Annotated in this window: 15 protein-coding genes; 7 read left to right on the plus strand and 8 right to left on the minus strand. The window is 29.9% G+C overall.

Annotated elements, in window-relative coordinates:
* The first annotated feature begins 30 nt into the window (after window positions 1-30).
* The 4 genes from KPL54_RS17705 to KPL54_RS17720 all read left to right on the plus strand — a co-directional run bounded on the left by KPL54_RS17705 (window position 31) and on the right by KPL54_RS17720 (window position 3,071).
* Window positions 31-555, plus strand: a complete 525-nt coding sequence (locus tag KPL54_RS17705) for a phosphatase PAP2 family protein (protein ID WP_216107817.1) — start codon at window positions 31-33, stop codon at window positions 553-555.
* A gap of 40 nt (window positions 556-595) precedes the next feature.
* Window positions 596-1,249: an HAD family hydrolase gene (locus KPL54_RS17710; RefSeq protein ID WP_216107818.1), complete on the plus strand. Its 654-nt coding sequence runs from the start codon at window positions 596-598 to the stop codon at window positions 1,247-1,249.
* A gap of 114 nt (window positions 1,250-1,363) precedes the next feature.
* Complete coding sequence (locus KPL54_RS17715; protein ID WP_216107819.1) at window positions 1,364-1,816, plus strand: hypothetical protein; 453 nt, start codon at window positions 1,364-1,366, stop codon at window positions 1,814-1,816.
* 397 nt (window positions 1,817-2,213) lie between these two features.
* Entirely contained in the window at window positions 2,214-3,071 is an 858-nt protein-coding gene (locus tag KPL54_RS17720) for a hypothetical protein (protein WP_216107820.1), read from the plus strand.
* Between the two features lie 52 nt (window positions 3,072-3,123).
* On the opposite strand, the gene KPL54_RS17725 is transcribed toward KPL54_RS17720, so the two are convergent.
* Window positions 3,124-4,680 carry an ABC-F family ATP-binding cassette domain-containing protein gene (locus tag KPL54_RS17725; protein ID WP_216107821.1) on the minus strand — a complete coding sequence of 519 codons (1,557 nt, stop codon included), beginning with the start codon at window positions 4,678-4,680 and terminating at the stop codon, window positions 3,124-3,126.
* 366 nt (window positions 4,681-5,046) lie between these two features.
* On the opposite strand from KPL54_RS17725, the gene KPL54_RS17730 reads away from it, so the two are divergent.
* Window positions 5,047-6,225, plus strand: a complete 1,179-nt coding sequence (locus KPL54_RS17730) for a class I SAM-dependent rRNA methyltransferase (protein WP_216107822.1) — start codon at window positions 5,047-5,049, stop codon at window positions 6,223-6,225.
* Between the two features lie 271 nt (window positions 6,226-6,496).
* Here the strand turns inward: KPL54_RS17730 and KPL54_RS17735 are convergent, their stop codons facing one another.
* From KPL54_RS17735 to KPL54_RS17755, 5 genes are all read right to left on the minus strand, one after another.
* Window positions 6,497-7,201 carry a 2-phosphosulfolactate phosphatase family protein gene (locus tag KPL54_RS17735; RefSeq protein WP_216107823.1) on the minus strand — a complete coding sequence of 235 codons (705 nt, stop codon included), beginning with the start codon at window positions 7,199-7,201 and terminating at the stop codon, window positions 6,497-6,499.
* Window positions 7,202-7,707: 506 nt separating this feature from the next.
* Complete coding sequence (locus KPL54_RS17740; RefSeq protein ID WP_216107824.1) at window positions 7,708-8,658, minus strand: PucR family transcriptional regulator; 951 nt, start codon at window positions 8,656-8,658, stop codon at window positions 7,708-7,710.
* 13 nt (window positions 8,659-8,671) lie between these two features.
* On the minus strand, window positions 8,672-9,781 hold the full coding sequence (locus KPL54_RS17745) for an ABC transporter ATP-binding protein (protein ID WP_216107825.1): 1,110 nt from the start codon (window positions 9,779-9,781) through the stop codon (window positions 8,672-8,674).
* 166 nt (window positions 9,782-9,947) lie between these two features.
* Window positions 9,948-10,877, minus strand: a complete 930-nt coding sequence (locus KPL54_RS17750; protein WP_216107826.1) for a TIGR01212 family radical SAM protein — start codon at window positions 10,875-10,877, stop codon at window positions 9,948-9,950.
* 115 nt (window positions 10,878-10,992) lie between these two features.
* On the minus strand, window positions 10,993-12,072 hold the full coding sequence (locus tag KPL54_RS17755; protein ID WP_216107827.1) for an LptM family lipoprotein: 1,080 nt from the start codon (window positions 12,070-12,072) through the stop codon (window positions 10,993-10,995).
* Between the two features lie 228 nt (window positions 12,073-12,300).
* Between KPL54_RS17755 and KPL54_RS17760 the strand changes: the two genes are divergently transcribed.
* Window positions 12,301-13,377, plus strand: a complete 1,077-nt coding sequence (locus tag KPL54_RS17760; protein ID WP_375373002.1) for a YkvI family membrane protein — start codon at window positions 12,301-12,303, stop codon at window positions 13,375-13,377.
* Window positions 13,378-13,447: 70 nt separating this feature from the next.
* Window positions 13,448-14,386: a radical SAM protein gene (locus KPL54_RS17765; protein WP_216107829.1), complete on the plus strand. Its 939-nt coding sequence runs from the start codon at window positions 13,448-13,450 to the stop codon at window positions 14,384-14,386.
* Window positions 14,387-14,454: 68 nt separating this feature from the next.
* Here the strand turns inward: KPL54_RS17765 and KPL54_RS17770 are convergent, their stop codons facing one another.
* Window positions 14,455-15,120 carry a phosphatase PAP2 family protein gene (locus KPL54_RS17770; protein ID WP_216107830.1) on the minus strand — a complete coding sequence of 222 codons (666 nt, stop codon included), beginning with the start codon at window positions 15,118-15,120 and terminating at the stop codon, window positions 14,455-14,457.
* 28 nt (window positions 15,121-15,148) lie between these two features.
* Window positions 15,149-16,948 carry a heme NO-binding domain-containing protein gene (locus KPL54_RS17775; protein WP_216107831.1) on the minus strand — a complete coding sequence of 600 codons (1,800 nt, stop codon included), beginning with the start codon at window positions 16,946-16,948 and terminating at the stop codon, window positions 15,149-15,151.
* Window positions 16,949-16,968 lie beyond the last annotated feature (20 nt).

Genomic DNA, 16,968 nt, shown 5'->3' on the forward strand with positions numbered 1-16,968 from the left:
AGTGATTTTTTATGACAAAGGGAGGAGTTTATGAAAGCATTATTTGAGTATATAAGTAATAAAGATATTAACATACTTAGAATTATAAACACTTCTTGGAAGTGTAGGTTTTTAGATATTATAATGCCATCTATGACCTACTTAGGCTCCTTCCCTTTTATGTTTATATTTTGTACTGCTACTTTTTTATTTCATAGTACTTTACTGCATACTATGGCTATTAATGCTATGATTTCAATAACAATTAGTACTGGTATTGGTAAAATACTAAAAGTAACCGTTACTAGATTAAGACCCTTTATAAAAATTCCAAACTTAAATATAAAGAAGATAGGTATTGATAAATACTCCTTCCCATCAGGGCATACAACCGGTGCATTTTCATTAGCTGTCATAATAGCCTTATATTTCCCTATATTTGGATTTATAACTATACCCTTAGCTTTATGCGTAGGTATTTCTAGAATATACATAGGAGTTCACTACCCAACAGATGTTATTGTGGGTATTTTTATTGGAACCACTTGTTCTTTACTTACTTATAAGTTCTTTTGAAGTCGTTAAAATGTATCACACTTACATAAGGGGTGATTAAATGCTAACTAATATTAAAGCTGCAATTTTTGATTTAGATGGAACCCTTATCGATTCTATGTGGGTTTGGAATAAAATAGATGAAAATTATTTTAGATGTAGGAATATTACAATACCCAAAGATTTAAAAAGCCAAATAGAACATCTTAGCTTTGATGAAACTGCAGCCTATTTTAAAAATAATTTTGGTATATTAGACACAATAGACGAAATCAAAAAGGAATGGAACGATTTTGCTTATAATCAGTACCTTAATCACGTTAAACTAAAGCCCGGCGTAGTTGAATTCTTATCATTACTTAAAACAATGAATATAAAAATTGGACTAGCTACAAGTAATAGTAAATCTCTATTAGAAGTTGTTCTTAAGTCTAATGGCATATTTCACTATTTTGATTCTATAACACTCACTGATGAGGTGTCTCGAGGCAAAAACTTTCCGGATGTATATTTACTTGCTGCTGAGAGATTGGGGGTAACCCCTGCTCAGTGTGTTGTATTTGAGGATATACTTCCAGCAGTCAAAGGTGCAAAAGCCGCTGGCATGAAGGTAGTTGCTGTATATGATTCTTCATCTAAAGATCAAAAGGAAGATATTATTATAAATTCAGATATGTATATACTAGAATATAATGAATTAATTGCAGCAATTTAAAACTCATGTTTAAACATGAGTTTTTTTTACGAATTTTTTTGCATGGTATTGAATACTATATACTAATATGCAATAGACCTTAATCATATAAGTAATTTACAAGGAGAGATATTTTTGCTTATTTTTTTATTTTCAATTCTTTTGATATGTTTTGGTGTATATCATTATACGATGAACCAAAAATTATCAACTCAAAAAACTCAATTAAGGATTAGTTCTAGACAAAATAGAGATTACAAATCAAAAATTTCAAGTTTACATGATTCCGATGTCCCTATAGTAATAAAGTACAAACCATCTCTTTTTAGGACTGGAACTACGAAAGGCACTTGCAGTCTATATCTAAGCCCCCTTGAAACTTCTCAAATTCTATCTACCGTAGTTAAAGATACTTGCGTAGAGATTAAAGATTGTGCTGAGATTTTTAATATTTCATGGTATGAAGTAGCGCTTAAAACTCAGACTAACATTAATAATAAAGGGTGGATAAAAAAAGACGTCCTAATTACTCTTGATGATACTGTTAATAATCATGAAGAAACTATTTATGAAAAACCTACTACTTAAATCATCTCCTGCAGAGCTGCAACAGCTTCGAGGAAGATGCATTAACGACTTTCCTTCTAAAATATAGTTAAAAAAACAAAGGCATATATTCATAAAATATATGCCTTTTAATTAATCTTTTTTATGTGTTTTTTTAGCATGTTTAGTTCCAGAATTATTCTCTTTCTTCTCCTTTTCTTGTTGACTTGCACAAGAATTATCTTTTTTTTCACCCATAACATTTATACCTCCTACATCTAAAATCTAATAATATTGTCATTGTAATATCTTATCCAATATACAAATTTTCAATCACCCTATTTATATCATTACTCAACTTTTTTATTTTTTAGAATGCTAATTATGTTATAATTTATAAATAAGACTAACACTCTCGTTAGAACTAAAGGAGTTTAATATGAGAATAATATCCGAAAACAACCTATGTATAAATAGACCATATATAAATTTAAAGAAACTACCAATAAGAAGTTCCTTAAGAGTTGGTGAAATTACTGAAACTGGCTTTAAGGGCACTTATATAATAAATCAACATACGCAAAACTTATCCACTAATGAGAATTACATGTTACAATTTAGTAAAGGAATTCAAAAAATAACCCTTGATACTGAACTTCTCCATGGACTCTTATTAGTTGAAGTCAATTATTCATCTAAAAATAGTAACAAATCTTCTAAGTTCAAGGTTTACCTAGTTTTAGATAATATAAAATATTCCTTACCATTTAGTTCATTTAAGGATATTTACGATAACTGTATGAATATCTTATCTAAAGAACTTCAAGGTAAAGAAGAACTAACTTACATAAAAGAAAGCTTTGACAATTTAGAAAATGATGAAATCTCAGTAGATATAAAATTAAATTTAGAAAGATTACAAGAATTTAAAGATAAGGTAAACTACAAAAGAAATATATATTATTTTGTTATAAATAACATAACTTCAACTACTTCGAAATACGATATTAACGCTAAACCTAAAGATATACTAATAAGTAATACTTTAAAAGTTCTAAGATACGATTCTTCTACAAGATTATATATTATCCTAAAACCTATTGATAAAACAACTAAAACAAAATTAAATGTCACTGATATTATTTGTGACCTCGGTGAAATTGGTTTCCCAACCGTTAGCATATGCACGGCTTATGGACTCGGGAAATTATTAGATGTTAAAAATAATGTTATTCCAAATACTAATACATTATCATTATTTGCTAACATACTAGACCTTGCAATAGAAGTTTTATAAAAGTGATATATATAAAGGAGCTAGAATTTATTCTAGCTCCTTTTTATATAGACTATATTATTTTAGTTGTCCACTCTTCACAGTCCCATACATCAGTTACTACGTCTTGATAAAATTCTGGCTCATGACAAACTAGAAGTATACTTCCATTATATTCCTTCAAAGCTCTTTTTAACTCATCTTTTGCATCTACATCTAAATGATTGGTAGGCTCATCTAGTATTAATATATTAGTTTCTCTGTTTAGAAGTTTAGCAAGCCTTACCTTTGCTTGCTCTCCACCACTAAGCACAGTAACTTTACTTTCTATATGTTTTGTAGTAAGTCCACACTTAGCAAGTGCAGATCTTACCTGACCCTGAGTGAAGCTAGGGAATTCTTGCCAAAACTCTTCAATACAGTTATTTCGGTTAACTCCCTTTATTTCCTGTTCATAGTATCCTATATATTGATAATCTCCTAAGTTTGTATGACCCGAAAGAGCTTTGATATCACCCATAAGACTCTTTAACAATGTTGTTTTCCCAACACCATTAGCACCAGTAAGCGCAATCTTTTGTCCTCTTTCCATATACAAATCTAATGGCTTAGATAATGGGGTATCGTAACCAGTAACTAATTCCTTAGTTTTAAATATTATTTTTCCTGAAGCTCTTGCAGTTTTAAAGTTAAACTGTGGTTTTGGTTTGTCTTGTACAATTTCCATTCTATCAATTTTATCTAATTTCTTTTGTCTCGATTTTGCCATTCCACTAGTAGAAGCTCTTGCTTTATTTTTAGCAACAAAGACCTCAAGTCTAGTAATTTCCTTTTGTTGCCTTTCATAATCAGATTCCATCTGTAGCTTCTTAGCCTCATGAACTCTCAAAAATTCATCATATGAACCTATATATCTAGTTAATTTTTTATTCTCTACATGGTATATTATATTGATTGCACCATCTAAAAATTCAATATCATGTGATATTAATATAAATGCCTTATCATAATTTTGAAGATATCGCTTAAGCCACTCTACGTGTTGCTCATCTAAAAAGTTAGTAGGTTCATCAAGAAGTAGAACATCTGGTGCTTCTAGTAGAAGCTTTGCAAGGAGCACTTTTGTCCTTTGCCCTCCACTTAACTCTGCAACATCATTATCAAGCCCAACATCCTTAAGTCCAACTCCAGCTGCTACCTCATCTATCTTAGAATCAATGCCATAAAAACCGTTATTATCAAGTTGATCTTGAATTGTACCCATTCTATCCAATAATCTTTCTAATTCTTCAGGTGATGCCTCTGCCATCTTTTCTGTTACGCTAAGCATTTCCTCTTCTAAGTCAAAGAGATATTTAAAAGCATCTCTTAAAACATCCCTAATACTCTTGCCTTTTTCCAAAACAGTATGCTGATCCATGTATCCAACTCTGACGTTATTTGACCATTCAACATCGCCTTCATCTGGCATAAGCTTTCCGGTAATAATGTTCATAAACGTTGATTTTCCTTCTCCATTTGCTCCTATAAGCGCTATGTGTTCTCCTTTAAGTAATCTAAAAGACACATCCTCAAATATTACTCTGTCGCCAAAACCATGGCTCATATTTTTAACTACTAATATACTCATTTGTATTTCCCCTTACTTTAGTATGATTTTACATATTTATATTTTTTACATTTGTAATTATTTACTTATTTATATTAATTTGATGTTATATATCAATTTCCGACTAAAAAAATAGTCCAGTATTTACATAATTATCTTTATTTCAATTATATATATAAAAATGGCACATACATAAGTGTAATTTATAATTGACCTTATGTCAAAACAAATTTTTATATATCATATTACAAATTAATTCTGTGTGGTATACTACTATAGATAAATAACTTGATAATTATAATTGAAACTGTTATAAAAATATAAAACATATGAAACATAATATATTTATATATTATGTTTCCTTAAAAAGCACAGGAGGAATTTAGAATGGCTTGTAAATTTTACTTATATAAAGGAAGAGGTAGAAATTCAGAGAATGGACATCTTTGGATATATGCTAATGAAATTGAAAAATTTGATGGTGAATATGAAAATGGAGACATAATCGAAGTATATAATTTTAGAAATGAATTTATAGGAAAAGGTTATATAAACGATGTTTCTAAAATTGCCATAAGAATAATGACAAGAGATATTCATGAAGAAATAGATGAAGAGTTTTTCAGAAAGAGGCTTCACGCTGCATGGGAATATAGAAAAACAGTTATAGATACTTCTAGCTGTAGATTTTTGTTTGGAGAAGCAGATTTTGTACCAGGCATGATAATAGACAAATATGAGGACTATTATGTTATTCAATCCTTAGCTCTTGGAATAGATAAATATAAAGGTATAGTAGTTAAGCTATTAACAGATGAATATGGTGCAAAGGGTGTTTATGAGCGAAGTGATGCTAAAGTACGTGATCTCGAAGGAATGGAGCAAACAAAAGGATTTTTAACGAAGCCTTTTGATACCACTATAGAAATTATTGAAAACGGAGTTAAATATGACGTTGACATTGAAAATGGTCAAAAGACTGGATTTTTCTTAGATCAAAAGGAAAACAGGGCAGCTATTCAAAGATTATGTAAGGGTGCTGATGTTTTGGATTGTTTTACGCACACGGGTTCCTTTGCACTTAATGCTGGTATCGCAGGAGCTAAAAGTGTACTTGGTGTAGATATATCTGAATATGCCGTAGAATTTTCAAGAAAGAATGCAGAACTTAATAATCTTTCCGGTATAGTTAAATTTGAATGCCACAATGCCTTTGATATATTAAGAGAATGGTCAAGAGAAGAAAAAAGACAATATGATGTAGTAATACTAGACCCACCAGCTTTCACAAAATCTCGTTCCACTATAGATGGTGCAACAAGGGGCTACAAAGAAATTAACCTACGTGGTATGAAATTAGTTAAGCCAGGCGGATATCTTGTAACTTGCTCTTGCTCTCACTTTATGAAACCTGATATGTTTGCAGATACTATTGCTGATGCAGCTCTGGATGCTAAAAGAACACTTAGACAAGTAGAGTTCAGAACTCAAGCAGCAGATCATCCAATACTATGGAATTCTGATGAATCTTACTACTTAAAGTTCTACATATTCCAAGTGGTATAAATCAAAAGGAGTATATTTTACTACAAATGCCTTCACTTCGCTAAGTAATTCTAAAATTTAGTTTATTTACATCTGCTAAAAACTCAAACTCGCTATCGCTCAAACACTGAGTTTTTTTAACGCAACTGTAAATAAACTAAATTAGAATTACTAATGCTTGTTCAAATGCATTTTACGTAATATATACTCCTTTATTTCTTTTAAAACCATCTTTTCTTATTAATATAATACAGTAATCTCCCTAACATATTACTCGCTATTTATGACCTACTTATAATATAGTCCCATCTTTATATTCTGGAACAATGTCTATAATATCTTTTTGACAGCAATATTCTAAATCTGAAGAAAGACCTAACTTCATAATTGTTTTATAGTGATTTGCATACTTTATAAAATTATGAATATCTTCATTATTTTTATAGATGTAATGCGAAGTTACAGCTATGTCTGTTAGCTCTATTTCTGCTAGTTTTAATATGTTGTCAATTATGTACCCACTACATAGAAAATCATCTATAGAAAATTCACCATAAGTCCCCGCATTAACTATTACTACATCTTTATTTAAAGATACTATTCTGCTTGCAACAGCTTTGGCATTTAGCATTGCCCCTATTAGGATGTTGCCAGCACCTTTGCATCCTTTTATAGCTTTAGTACCATTAGTAGTAGTCATAACAAGTGTTTTGCCTTCTATGGACTTCCTGGTGTATTCAAGTGGTGAGTTAGAATAGTGAAAACCTTCTATCTTCAATGCGTTTCTCTCTCCCCCAAGCATAAACTCTTCTTTACTATTTTTAACAATTCCAGATGCATCCTCCACCGTCAGAACAGGAATTACACCTTTGCATCCATTATTCATTGCAGTAATTATTACACTAGTTGCCCTAAGCATATCTATAACTACTACAGTCTTATTTTTTATTTTTTCCTTCTTTATATCATCCGCAGAAATTATTATATCTATTTTCATATATCCTATCCCCTTTGTAATTATATTAGTTCTACGTTACCTAATATAATTATAGTACATATTTCTATTCATATTATCTCGTATACCGAAATTATTATATAAAGTTCCCCATGTATATGAGTTAATATTCATATAACAATATTCTTAGGCCCTTATAAATAAACGCCACAAAGTTTATCGTTAAAGCCTTATTTCCCTTATAACAAATAAAAGACTCCACCTGGAGCATAACTCTCCTTATGAAGTCTTTACTATTTGATTTGCAATAAACTTTTTTTCATTAGAGAACGCTATCAAAAGTAAATATTGCGCAAAATGCATTTGAGCAAGCTTTAGTAATTCTTGATTTATTTTATTTATAGATGCGTAAAGAAAAATGCATGTTTGAGCAAATCGAGTTTGCATTTTTTAGCAACTATAAATAAAATAAATTTTAGAATTACTTAGCGACGCGAAAGCATTCCAGCAATATATACTTTTCGATATAGCGCATCTAAGAAAAAAAGTTACTCTACTTTATTTCCTTTCCATATCAAAAATGCTATAAGAAACACAGATGCATCTTTAAAATCTCTAATATCAAAATTTGTTTCTTTCTTAATCTTATCTAGTCTATAAATCAAGGTGTTCCTATGCACATACAACTTTCTAGCAGCGTCACTTATATTAAGACCACAATCTACAAATTGCTCAATAGTTACTATTATTTGACTATCAAAAGCATCAAATTTATCTTTTAACATGTATAACAGTTCCTGCTTAATTTTAGCATCTACATTATATACAATTTTCTCAAATAACATCTTATTATAATTAAATATATGATCTTTTATATCAAACTTTTTACCAAGTATCATACACTCGGCTGCATCATTATAGGCCTTCTTAATTCCCTTTATATCATAATTTATATCACCATAACTTACATAACATTCACAATATAAATCAGATGAGATAGACTCCTTAATACTTTCTATATGTTCCTGTACTTCAGCAAATTGACCAATTACAATAATATTATCGTTATATATTAAACTCACGACTTCCTCATTATCATATATTTGTTTTATAATGCTTAAAGCTTCATACTTGCTTCCATTAACACTTATTAATATGACATAACATCCATTTTTAAGAAAAGGCAAATTTATATTAATGTTATCAATTGAAATTTCCCTATTCTCTAGGATATCAATAACTGCCTGTTCCTTAGATAAAAAAAGTTGCATATACTTATTTTCAATAGTATATTTGAGCAAAGCTGTACAATTTTCATACTGCTTTTCTAAACTAATTATGCCTTTAACTCTTCCAAGCATAATAGTAAAGCTAGTTATATGTGAATTTTTAATATCTAAGTCACTGATATATAGTGAATTACCATCCTCGGTAACTACATTAAATTGTATTTTAGAAGAATGACTTAAATTCTTTAAGAATTCAGTGAAATTGTACATTTCCAGTCACCTCCTATACTACCGTGGTTTCAGTTTCTTTATCAAATATATGAATTTTATTTGCATCCAAAGCAATTTTAATTTTATCTCCAACCTTAGCCATAGACGATCCGTTAACTCTTACGACAATATTTGTATCCCCTTTTGACATATAAATATTAGTCTCTGCTCCCATAAGCTCTACAACCTCGACTTTAGCTTCTACAATTGCATCTTTATGTTCCTCAAGGAAAGTAATACCGTCATCAATATCTTCCGGTCTTATTCCCATTATAACAGTTTTACCTATATAGGATTTTTCTCTTATAATTTTAGCTTTATCCTCTGGAAGCACTATAGTTTCATTATTAAAAGTAATGATAATTTTACCATTTTGCTCTAAAATCTTAGCGTCCATAAAGTTCATTTGAGGACTTCCTATAAATCCAGCAACAAATATATTAACTGGGTGCTCATATATATTATGTGGAGTATCTACTTGTTGAACTAGGCCATCTTTCATTACAACTATTCTTGTTCCCATTGTCATAGCTTCTGTTTGATCATGAGTTACATATACAAATGTTGTTTGAAGTTTATGATGTAGTTTTGATATTTCTGTTCTCATTTGTACTCTAAGTTTAGCATCTAAATTTGATAATGGCTCGTCCATTAAGAATACCTTCGGATTTCTAACTATTGCTCTTCCAAGTGCTACCCTTTGTCTTTGTCCACCTGATAATGCCTTTGGTTTTCTGTCAAGTAAATGTTCTATATCAAGCGTTTTAGCTACATCCGTAACCTTTTGTTTTATTTCATCTTTTGGCATTTTTCTTAGTTTTAACCCAAATGCCATGTTATCATATACAGTCATATGAGGATATAATGCATAGTTCTGAAAAACCATTGCTATATCTCTATCCTTAGGTGCCACGTCATTTACGACTTTATCGCCAATATATATTTCACCTTTTGATATCTCTTCAAGACCTGCTATCATCCTTAAAGTTGTTGATTTACCACAACCTGACGGTCCTACAAAAACTATAAATTCTTTATCTTCTATTTCAAGATTAAAATCCTTAACCGCTGTTACATTACCATCATAAATCTTGTATATGTGCCTTAATGATAAACTTGACATAATACATTCCCCCTATATGTTTGTTTTAAATGATTTTCAATATACGTATATTGTAATCCTTTAAATCATATTTATCTATTCTCAATACCCCCAAAAGTGGTGAAGTTAATTTGTAGAAAGACACAAATTGGTACTATAGTAATATAGGACTTATTTATTAATATTGTTAACCTATAAAATTTTTCCCTTGATATAAATCCAACTCCTTCATTTTATTATCTATAGCATTTAAGACTTCCCATTTTTTCAAACTCCACATAGGACCTATTAACAACTCCCTTGGTGAGTCCCCTGTTAATCTATGAATAACCATATTAGGAGGAAGCATAGTAATTGTTTTGCAAATAATATCTACATACTCATCTTGATTTAAAAATTCAAGTTTTTTTTGCTTATAGAGCTCAACCATAGGTGTATTTTCCATAAGATGAAGCAAATGTAGCTTTATACCCTTTATATCTTTATGTGAAACATAATCTATCGTTTTAAGCATATCCTGGGCACTTTCTCCAGGAAGTCCAAATATAGTATGAACCACCACATCAATATTTCTTTTATTAAGCTCAATCAAAGTCTCTTCAAATTTATGTAACTTATAACCCCTATTAATAATTTTTGCACTTTCATCAGAACTCGTCTGAAGTCCTAATTCTACCCACGTGTACACTTTGTGCGAATATTCCTCTATTAAGTCTAATACATCATTATCTAAACAATCAGGCCGTGTAGCTATAGCAAGTGCCACTACACCATCTTGTGATACTGCTTCCTCATATTTTTCCCTTAACACATCAACACTTGCATATGTATTTGTATACGCCTGAAAATAAGCAATATACTTTCCGGATTTCCATTTCTTACTCATCATAATCTTTATATCTTCGAATTGTCTTGTAATAGAAAACTTTCTATTACCAGCGAAATCTCCGGAGCCCCTCTCGCTGCAAAACAGACACCCCCCACTACTAATAGTTCCATCTCTATTAGGACAAGAAAAACCAGCATCTAAAGCAATTTTAAAAACCTTACTACCGAACTTTTCCCTTAAAAAATAATTTAAACTAAAATATCTTTTATCATTCCATAAATTCTCCACTAACGTCTTCCTTTCTTTTTTTAAAAATATTTAAACAAATAACTAGCCATTAGACTAGTTATCTGTTTTCTAAACTTATGTTAATTATACCTTATCTCCATAGTGAGTGTATTAATTATAGTTTTTTTACAGTAAAATCCTTTAAACTTAATTTCCATTTTCCAATAATATCTCCTTCTGCTCCATTACTACTTGCTTTAGGGATTACTTCATATGTCATATTATCCTCGCCAAAAGAAGAAAATATTATTTGAACCTTTTCTATAGGATAATCTTTTTCAAAATTAATTGGAATCATATCCCCATTTTCTACTTTATAAACTCTAATACATTTTCCTGTTTTTTCACTATTATACTGTACAAGCAAAAATTTTTCATCCATTGAAAATGTCATAAATTCGACTTTGCAATCAAATAATAAATCTATCGGTATTAAATCCTTTCCTATTGGTTTTTCTTTAGCCATTATCCCAGATCCTCCGCCTTGTGATGATTGACCCGATTGATCTGCATTTCCCTGAGCTTGAACTTCAAGAGACTCATCGATATTGACAATACCAATAAAAGTATTTTTATTATAAGTACTAAATGCTATTTTATCTCCTTCATAGCCAAAATTCATGGGTCCAAATTCTTTTAATGGTACCATTATTTTATATAGCCTTGCTCCATCATCCTTTGAGTATGAATATTTAGGAATTCCAGATACATCAATAATTAAATTTGTCTTCACATTTTTTTTATCTCGGAATCTAATGCCTGTACCCTCTAGGAAAGCTTCCTTTTGTGGTGTATTGGTAATTTCGCTTATTTTATATTCGGCTCCATCCTTAACAATTTTAATAGAATATTCATCCACGCAAGACAATGAACTACCTATAGACGTCCTAGTAACCCTCACCTTAAAAACTCCACTTCTACCAACCTCATTACTTTCTGTAACTTTATAACCTTTTATCTTCATATTGCTAATTGGCAAATCAGTAGCTTTACGATACAAATCCTTAGTATATAACTTTTTACCATTTTCAAAATCTTCTTTCATTATAAAATTCATATAACTTAAAACTACATTGCTTGCAGTTTTAATTTCGAATGCATTTACTTTTGGCTTATCTTCTTCCTTTTTATTTGAGCATCCAGCAATAGACAAAATACAAAACAGTATTAATAAACAGCTTAAAATTTTTTTCAATATTTTCACTCCCTTCAATTCATTTTTAATTATAGTTATAAATATACTTAATATTTATAAATTAAAATAATTTATTATATTATAGTTTCCCTTAAACTAAATTTTTAATTTATATAATTATTATTTTCATTGAAATAATTGTTTTTTATTAAATAACACACATATATTTATAAATATAAGCATCTTATTTAAGTGTGACTCTAAATTTAATAATTTTGTGGAGGAGATATCTTGAAAAAAACAATTGGTTTAATATTTCAAACCGCGGCTGTATTTATTGGTACTATAGTAGGTGCAGGCCTTGCTTCTGGTCAGGAAATAACTCAATTTTTCAGTACTTATGGCTATGTGAGTTTCTGGGGAATTCTTGTATGTTGTTTAATTTATATTATAGTAAGTTCAATCATTGTTTCTATTAGCCTAAAAAATAAATTAAACTCCTATACTGAGCTTATAACTCTCGTAAGCCCAGGTTTTTTCGGTATAATCACGGATATTTTCACAAGTTTTTTCTTAGTAAGTGGTGCCGCCGTAATTCTCGCTGGAAGTGGTGCACTTCTTCACCAATATTTTGGCATTTCAAAATGGGTAGGAATTTTACTTATGGCTATAATCTCTTTATATACTGTGCTTAAGGATACTAAAGGATTAATAACTATAAATTCATTTATAGTTCCAACCTTAATTACAATTATTGTAACCATATTCATTTTATATTTACTATTTTACAAAGATATGGTAAGTGCTACTTATATAAAGCAGATTCCCTCATATAAGAATAATATAATACCTGCTCAATGGTTTTTTTCAGCTTTGCTTTATGCAGGTTTTAATATGTTATGTTGTAGTGGTGTACTAGTCCCCCTAAGTCAAGAAATTAAATATAAACGAGTTCTTATTCCCGGTGTTATAATAGGGGCCTTAGGCCTAACTATCTTATGTTATTTGATAAATACAATGCTTTTATTAAATATTCCTCAAATTTTTGAATATGAAATTCCCCTTCTCTATATAACACACCGCTTTGGCATGTTAATGCAAATTTTTCTACTTTGCATAATCTTTTGTGAAATGTTTTCAACTGAAGTTTCCAATATCTATAGTGTTGGAAAAACTCTAGAGAAAAAGTTTGATATTTCTTATAAGAAAGCTGTTTTATTAATACTTGTTGTAGCTTTGCCTATCTCTCAAATTGGCTTTAAAACTCTAATCAAAGTCCTCTATCCTGGTTTTGGTGCAATAAGTTTTATATTTTTAATTCAATGCATTTTGTTTTATAAGAAAACTACTAAAAGACAGAATTGACATTGTATATATCGAAGTTGTACAATTCTTATATATTCTAAGACTTGTAATTATAAATCAAGGAGATAAAATGAAAAATAAAAACACAAAAAAATTAGATGCCTCAACCTCTTTAGACATACTAAAAAAATGCAATTTATGTCCTAGGAAATGTTTTGTTAATAGATTAGATGGTGAATTAGGCTATTGCAACGCTTCTGGGTATATAAAAGTAGCTAAAGTTTCCTTGCATTATTGGGAAGAACCTTGTATTTCAGGTGACTTAGGTTCTGGCACTGTATTTTTTTCAAATTGCAATCTGAAATGTGTATTTTGCCAAAATTATAAAATAAGTCATGATGGCTATGGAAAAACAATATCTATAAATCGCCTTAGTGAAATTTTTTTAGAGCAGCAGAAAAGGGGGGCACTCAATATAAATTTAGTTACGCCAACTCACTACGTCCCCCAGATAATAGAGTCCTTAAAACTGGCTAAACAAAGCGGTCTTAGTATTCCTATTCTCTATAATTCAAATGGATATGAAAATATAGACACCATTAAGTCACTCAAAGGATTCATTGATGTTTACCTCCCAGACTTAAAATATTATGCAGACAAATATGCTCTTAAATATTCAAAAGCACCTAATTATTTTAATACTGCAAGTAAAGTTATTACTGAAATGGTCTCACAAGTAGGGAAAGTAAAATTTGATGATAATGGTATAATTCAAAAGGGAGTAATAATTAGACATCTAATGCTACCTGGCTTATTATTTGATTCTAAAAAAGTAATAGACTTCATACACACTACCTTTAATGATGATGTTTATATTAGCTTAATGAATCAATATACCCCCCTACATGTAGAAACTAAATTTCCTGAAATAAACAAGATACTAAACCAGGATCATTATGATGCTTTAATAAACTACTGCTTAAACTTAGGGATAACAAAATGTTTTATTCAAGATAGTGGAACTTCCTCGCCTGATTTTATACCCGATTTTAATTTAAGTGGAATATAATAATATTGTAACCTGTTTCATCTTCTAATAATTAAAGGCCTCCATGATTAAATCATGGAGGCCTTTAATTATTCTATATAACTTATGCTATCATTTTTATGAAAATTAAATTTTAAATTTTTAAAACAAAAATATAAAATAAAGGCGAATATTATGCCCGCAATAACATCTACAAAATAATGCTGTTTTATAAACATAGTAGATAAAATTATAGAGAAAGACATAATAATACAAATCACCTTTATGCATTTGCTAACCTTTTCAGATTCATAAATATACAAAGTTATAAGAACTGAATTTAAAACATGAATACTAGGAAAACAGTTATAGGGGTTGTCAGCCGCGTATAAACTCAAAACCAAATTGCTAAAAAAATCTGTTCCTAATATTACTGGTCTTGGAACATATGTTGGATAAAAATAGTATATTATGTAGCATATAATCATACCTAGGTTTAACGTTATAAGTAGTTTAAAATATTTTTCTTTATCATATATACATAAGATAACTGAAAAAATTGCTATAAATATATACCAAGATATATAGGGTATTATAAAAAACTTGTTAAAAGGTACTAATTTATCCATAAATGTTAATAGTTCTTTAGTATTTCCTCTATATTGATTAAGCAGAGGATAAGTCAAACTTATTAATGGTATGCTTAACGCAAACATTCCTCTTTTAATAACATCTTTCCATTGATATGTTACGGCTTTCTTTTGTAATTGTTCCATCTTCTTTCCCCTGCTTCCCTAACAATAACTATATCTTATATTTCTTTAAATCCTCTTTAAATGAACTTGTTATCTTTTTGAACTCATGTATACTGTCTATTAGCTTCTTAATTTCATTTGTATAAGTTCCAACACTTGCACTTACCTCTTCTGAGGATGCAGAATTTTCCTCTGAAATTGCGGCTAAAGACTCTATTGTTTCATATATGTTTGCAATAGATTTAGCTTCTCTATCTAACTCATTTATAGTATCTATCATTGCTGTTGAAACTGTTCTAACAGACATAGTGGCCTCATAACTTATATCTCTTACATCCTCTAGTCCCTTAGTCTCATTTTGCAAAATATCATATTGATCACCAATTTTATCAACAAGTACATTTATATCCTTAACAAACTCAATCAAATTGCTGTTGATTTCTTCCACAGCGCTCTTAGACTGTTCTGCAAGCTTTCTAACTTCATCTGCGACAACAGCAAATCCTTTTCCTTGTTCACCTGCACGTGCAGCCTCTATGGATGCATTAAGAGCAAGTAAGTTTGTTTGCTCAGAAATTTGAGAAACAATCGATACTATGCTTGTTATGTCATGAGCCTTAGTTTCAAGCTTTATCCCATTATCTTTAACTTCTTGAAATTTTTCTAAAGTCCCAAGTATATTTTTACTTGTTTTATCAACACTTTCATAGCTATTGTTTATCTTTTCAAGAGCTTTTTCTAATTCATCCTTATTATCATTCTCATTTTTAACAATATCTTTAAGCGATCTAATATTATCATTTAAGATTAAAACAGCATTTTCAGTACTCTCAGCTTGACTTACAGAAGTATCCGCCATTTGCTCAACTACTACTGATATATCCTCTGAAGTATCTTTCATTCTACTAGAAATCGTATTTATGTTTTGCGCAAAAGTATCCATCTCGTCAGTTACACCTTTAAACTCAACAAAATCTGCTCTAAATCCTTTTTTATATTTCTTAATGTTTTTGTATAACTCTTCGTACTCATCCCCAGTAACTATATCTCCATCTTCAACATAATTATTGCTATTAATCTGGTCTATAGTTTGCATGATTAGCTTTGCAGGTCTTCCCATTATAAAAGATGCAAGACTTGATGCTACTCCAGAAATGATAGAGAAACCTAATACTTTTAAAATATCACCTGTACCAATTAATATCATTGCCCCAATTAAAGATATAATAAATGTAACTAGACCTACTTTACCATGAGTATTATTAATAAAGCCTAATGATAGGATTTTATTAATTTTATATGTTTTTTTATAGTAAATATCCTTATCAAATGTAAGCTTTAAACTTAAACTATCTGAAGTTTTATCTAATTGCTCAATTTGAACTTTTTCATTAAAATACTCACATGTACCATCTAATAGCCCTAAAAAATAATCAAACATCGCTCTCTTAGAATTATAAGTAAAAATAGCTTCCCTACTTGAAATGGGGGTTATCCCTACTAACGGTGGTTTGGCTCCGGCAAATTTCTTTGTCATTACAACATGTATATCAAACAGCGATTTTAAAAATGAGTATACATTTTCAGTGTTAAAAAATGCAGGAAAATCTCTATAAAATGCTGTCAAATTATCTTTTCCTATGGTTCTCCATAATACATCAATAGGTACATTTTGGTTTTTAGATATATCGCCAATTACATTTTTAACTTGGCTATCATCTACGTTCTCCACCGGTGAAAATATTTTTCGAGAATTCCACCCCACAGATTTCATCGCATTATTAACCGTATCATCGCCATAAAGTTTTCTACAAGTTTTCATCCAAGTAGCTACTACTGTTCCTTTCATAATACTATCCCCCCTTGTTC

The organism is Clostridium estertheticum, assembly GCF_018861295.1.
GTDB lineage: Bacteria > Bacillota > Clostridia > Clostridiales > Clostridiaceae > Clostridium_AD > Clostridium_AD estertheticum_D.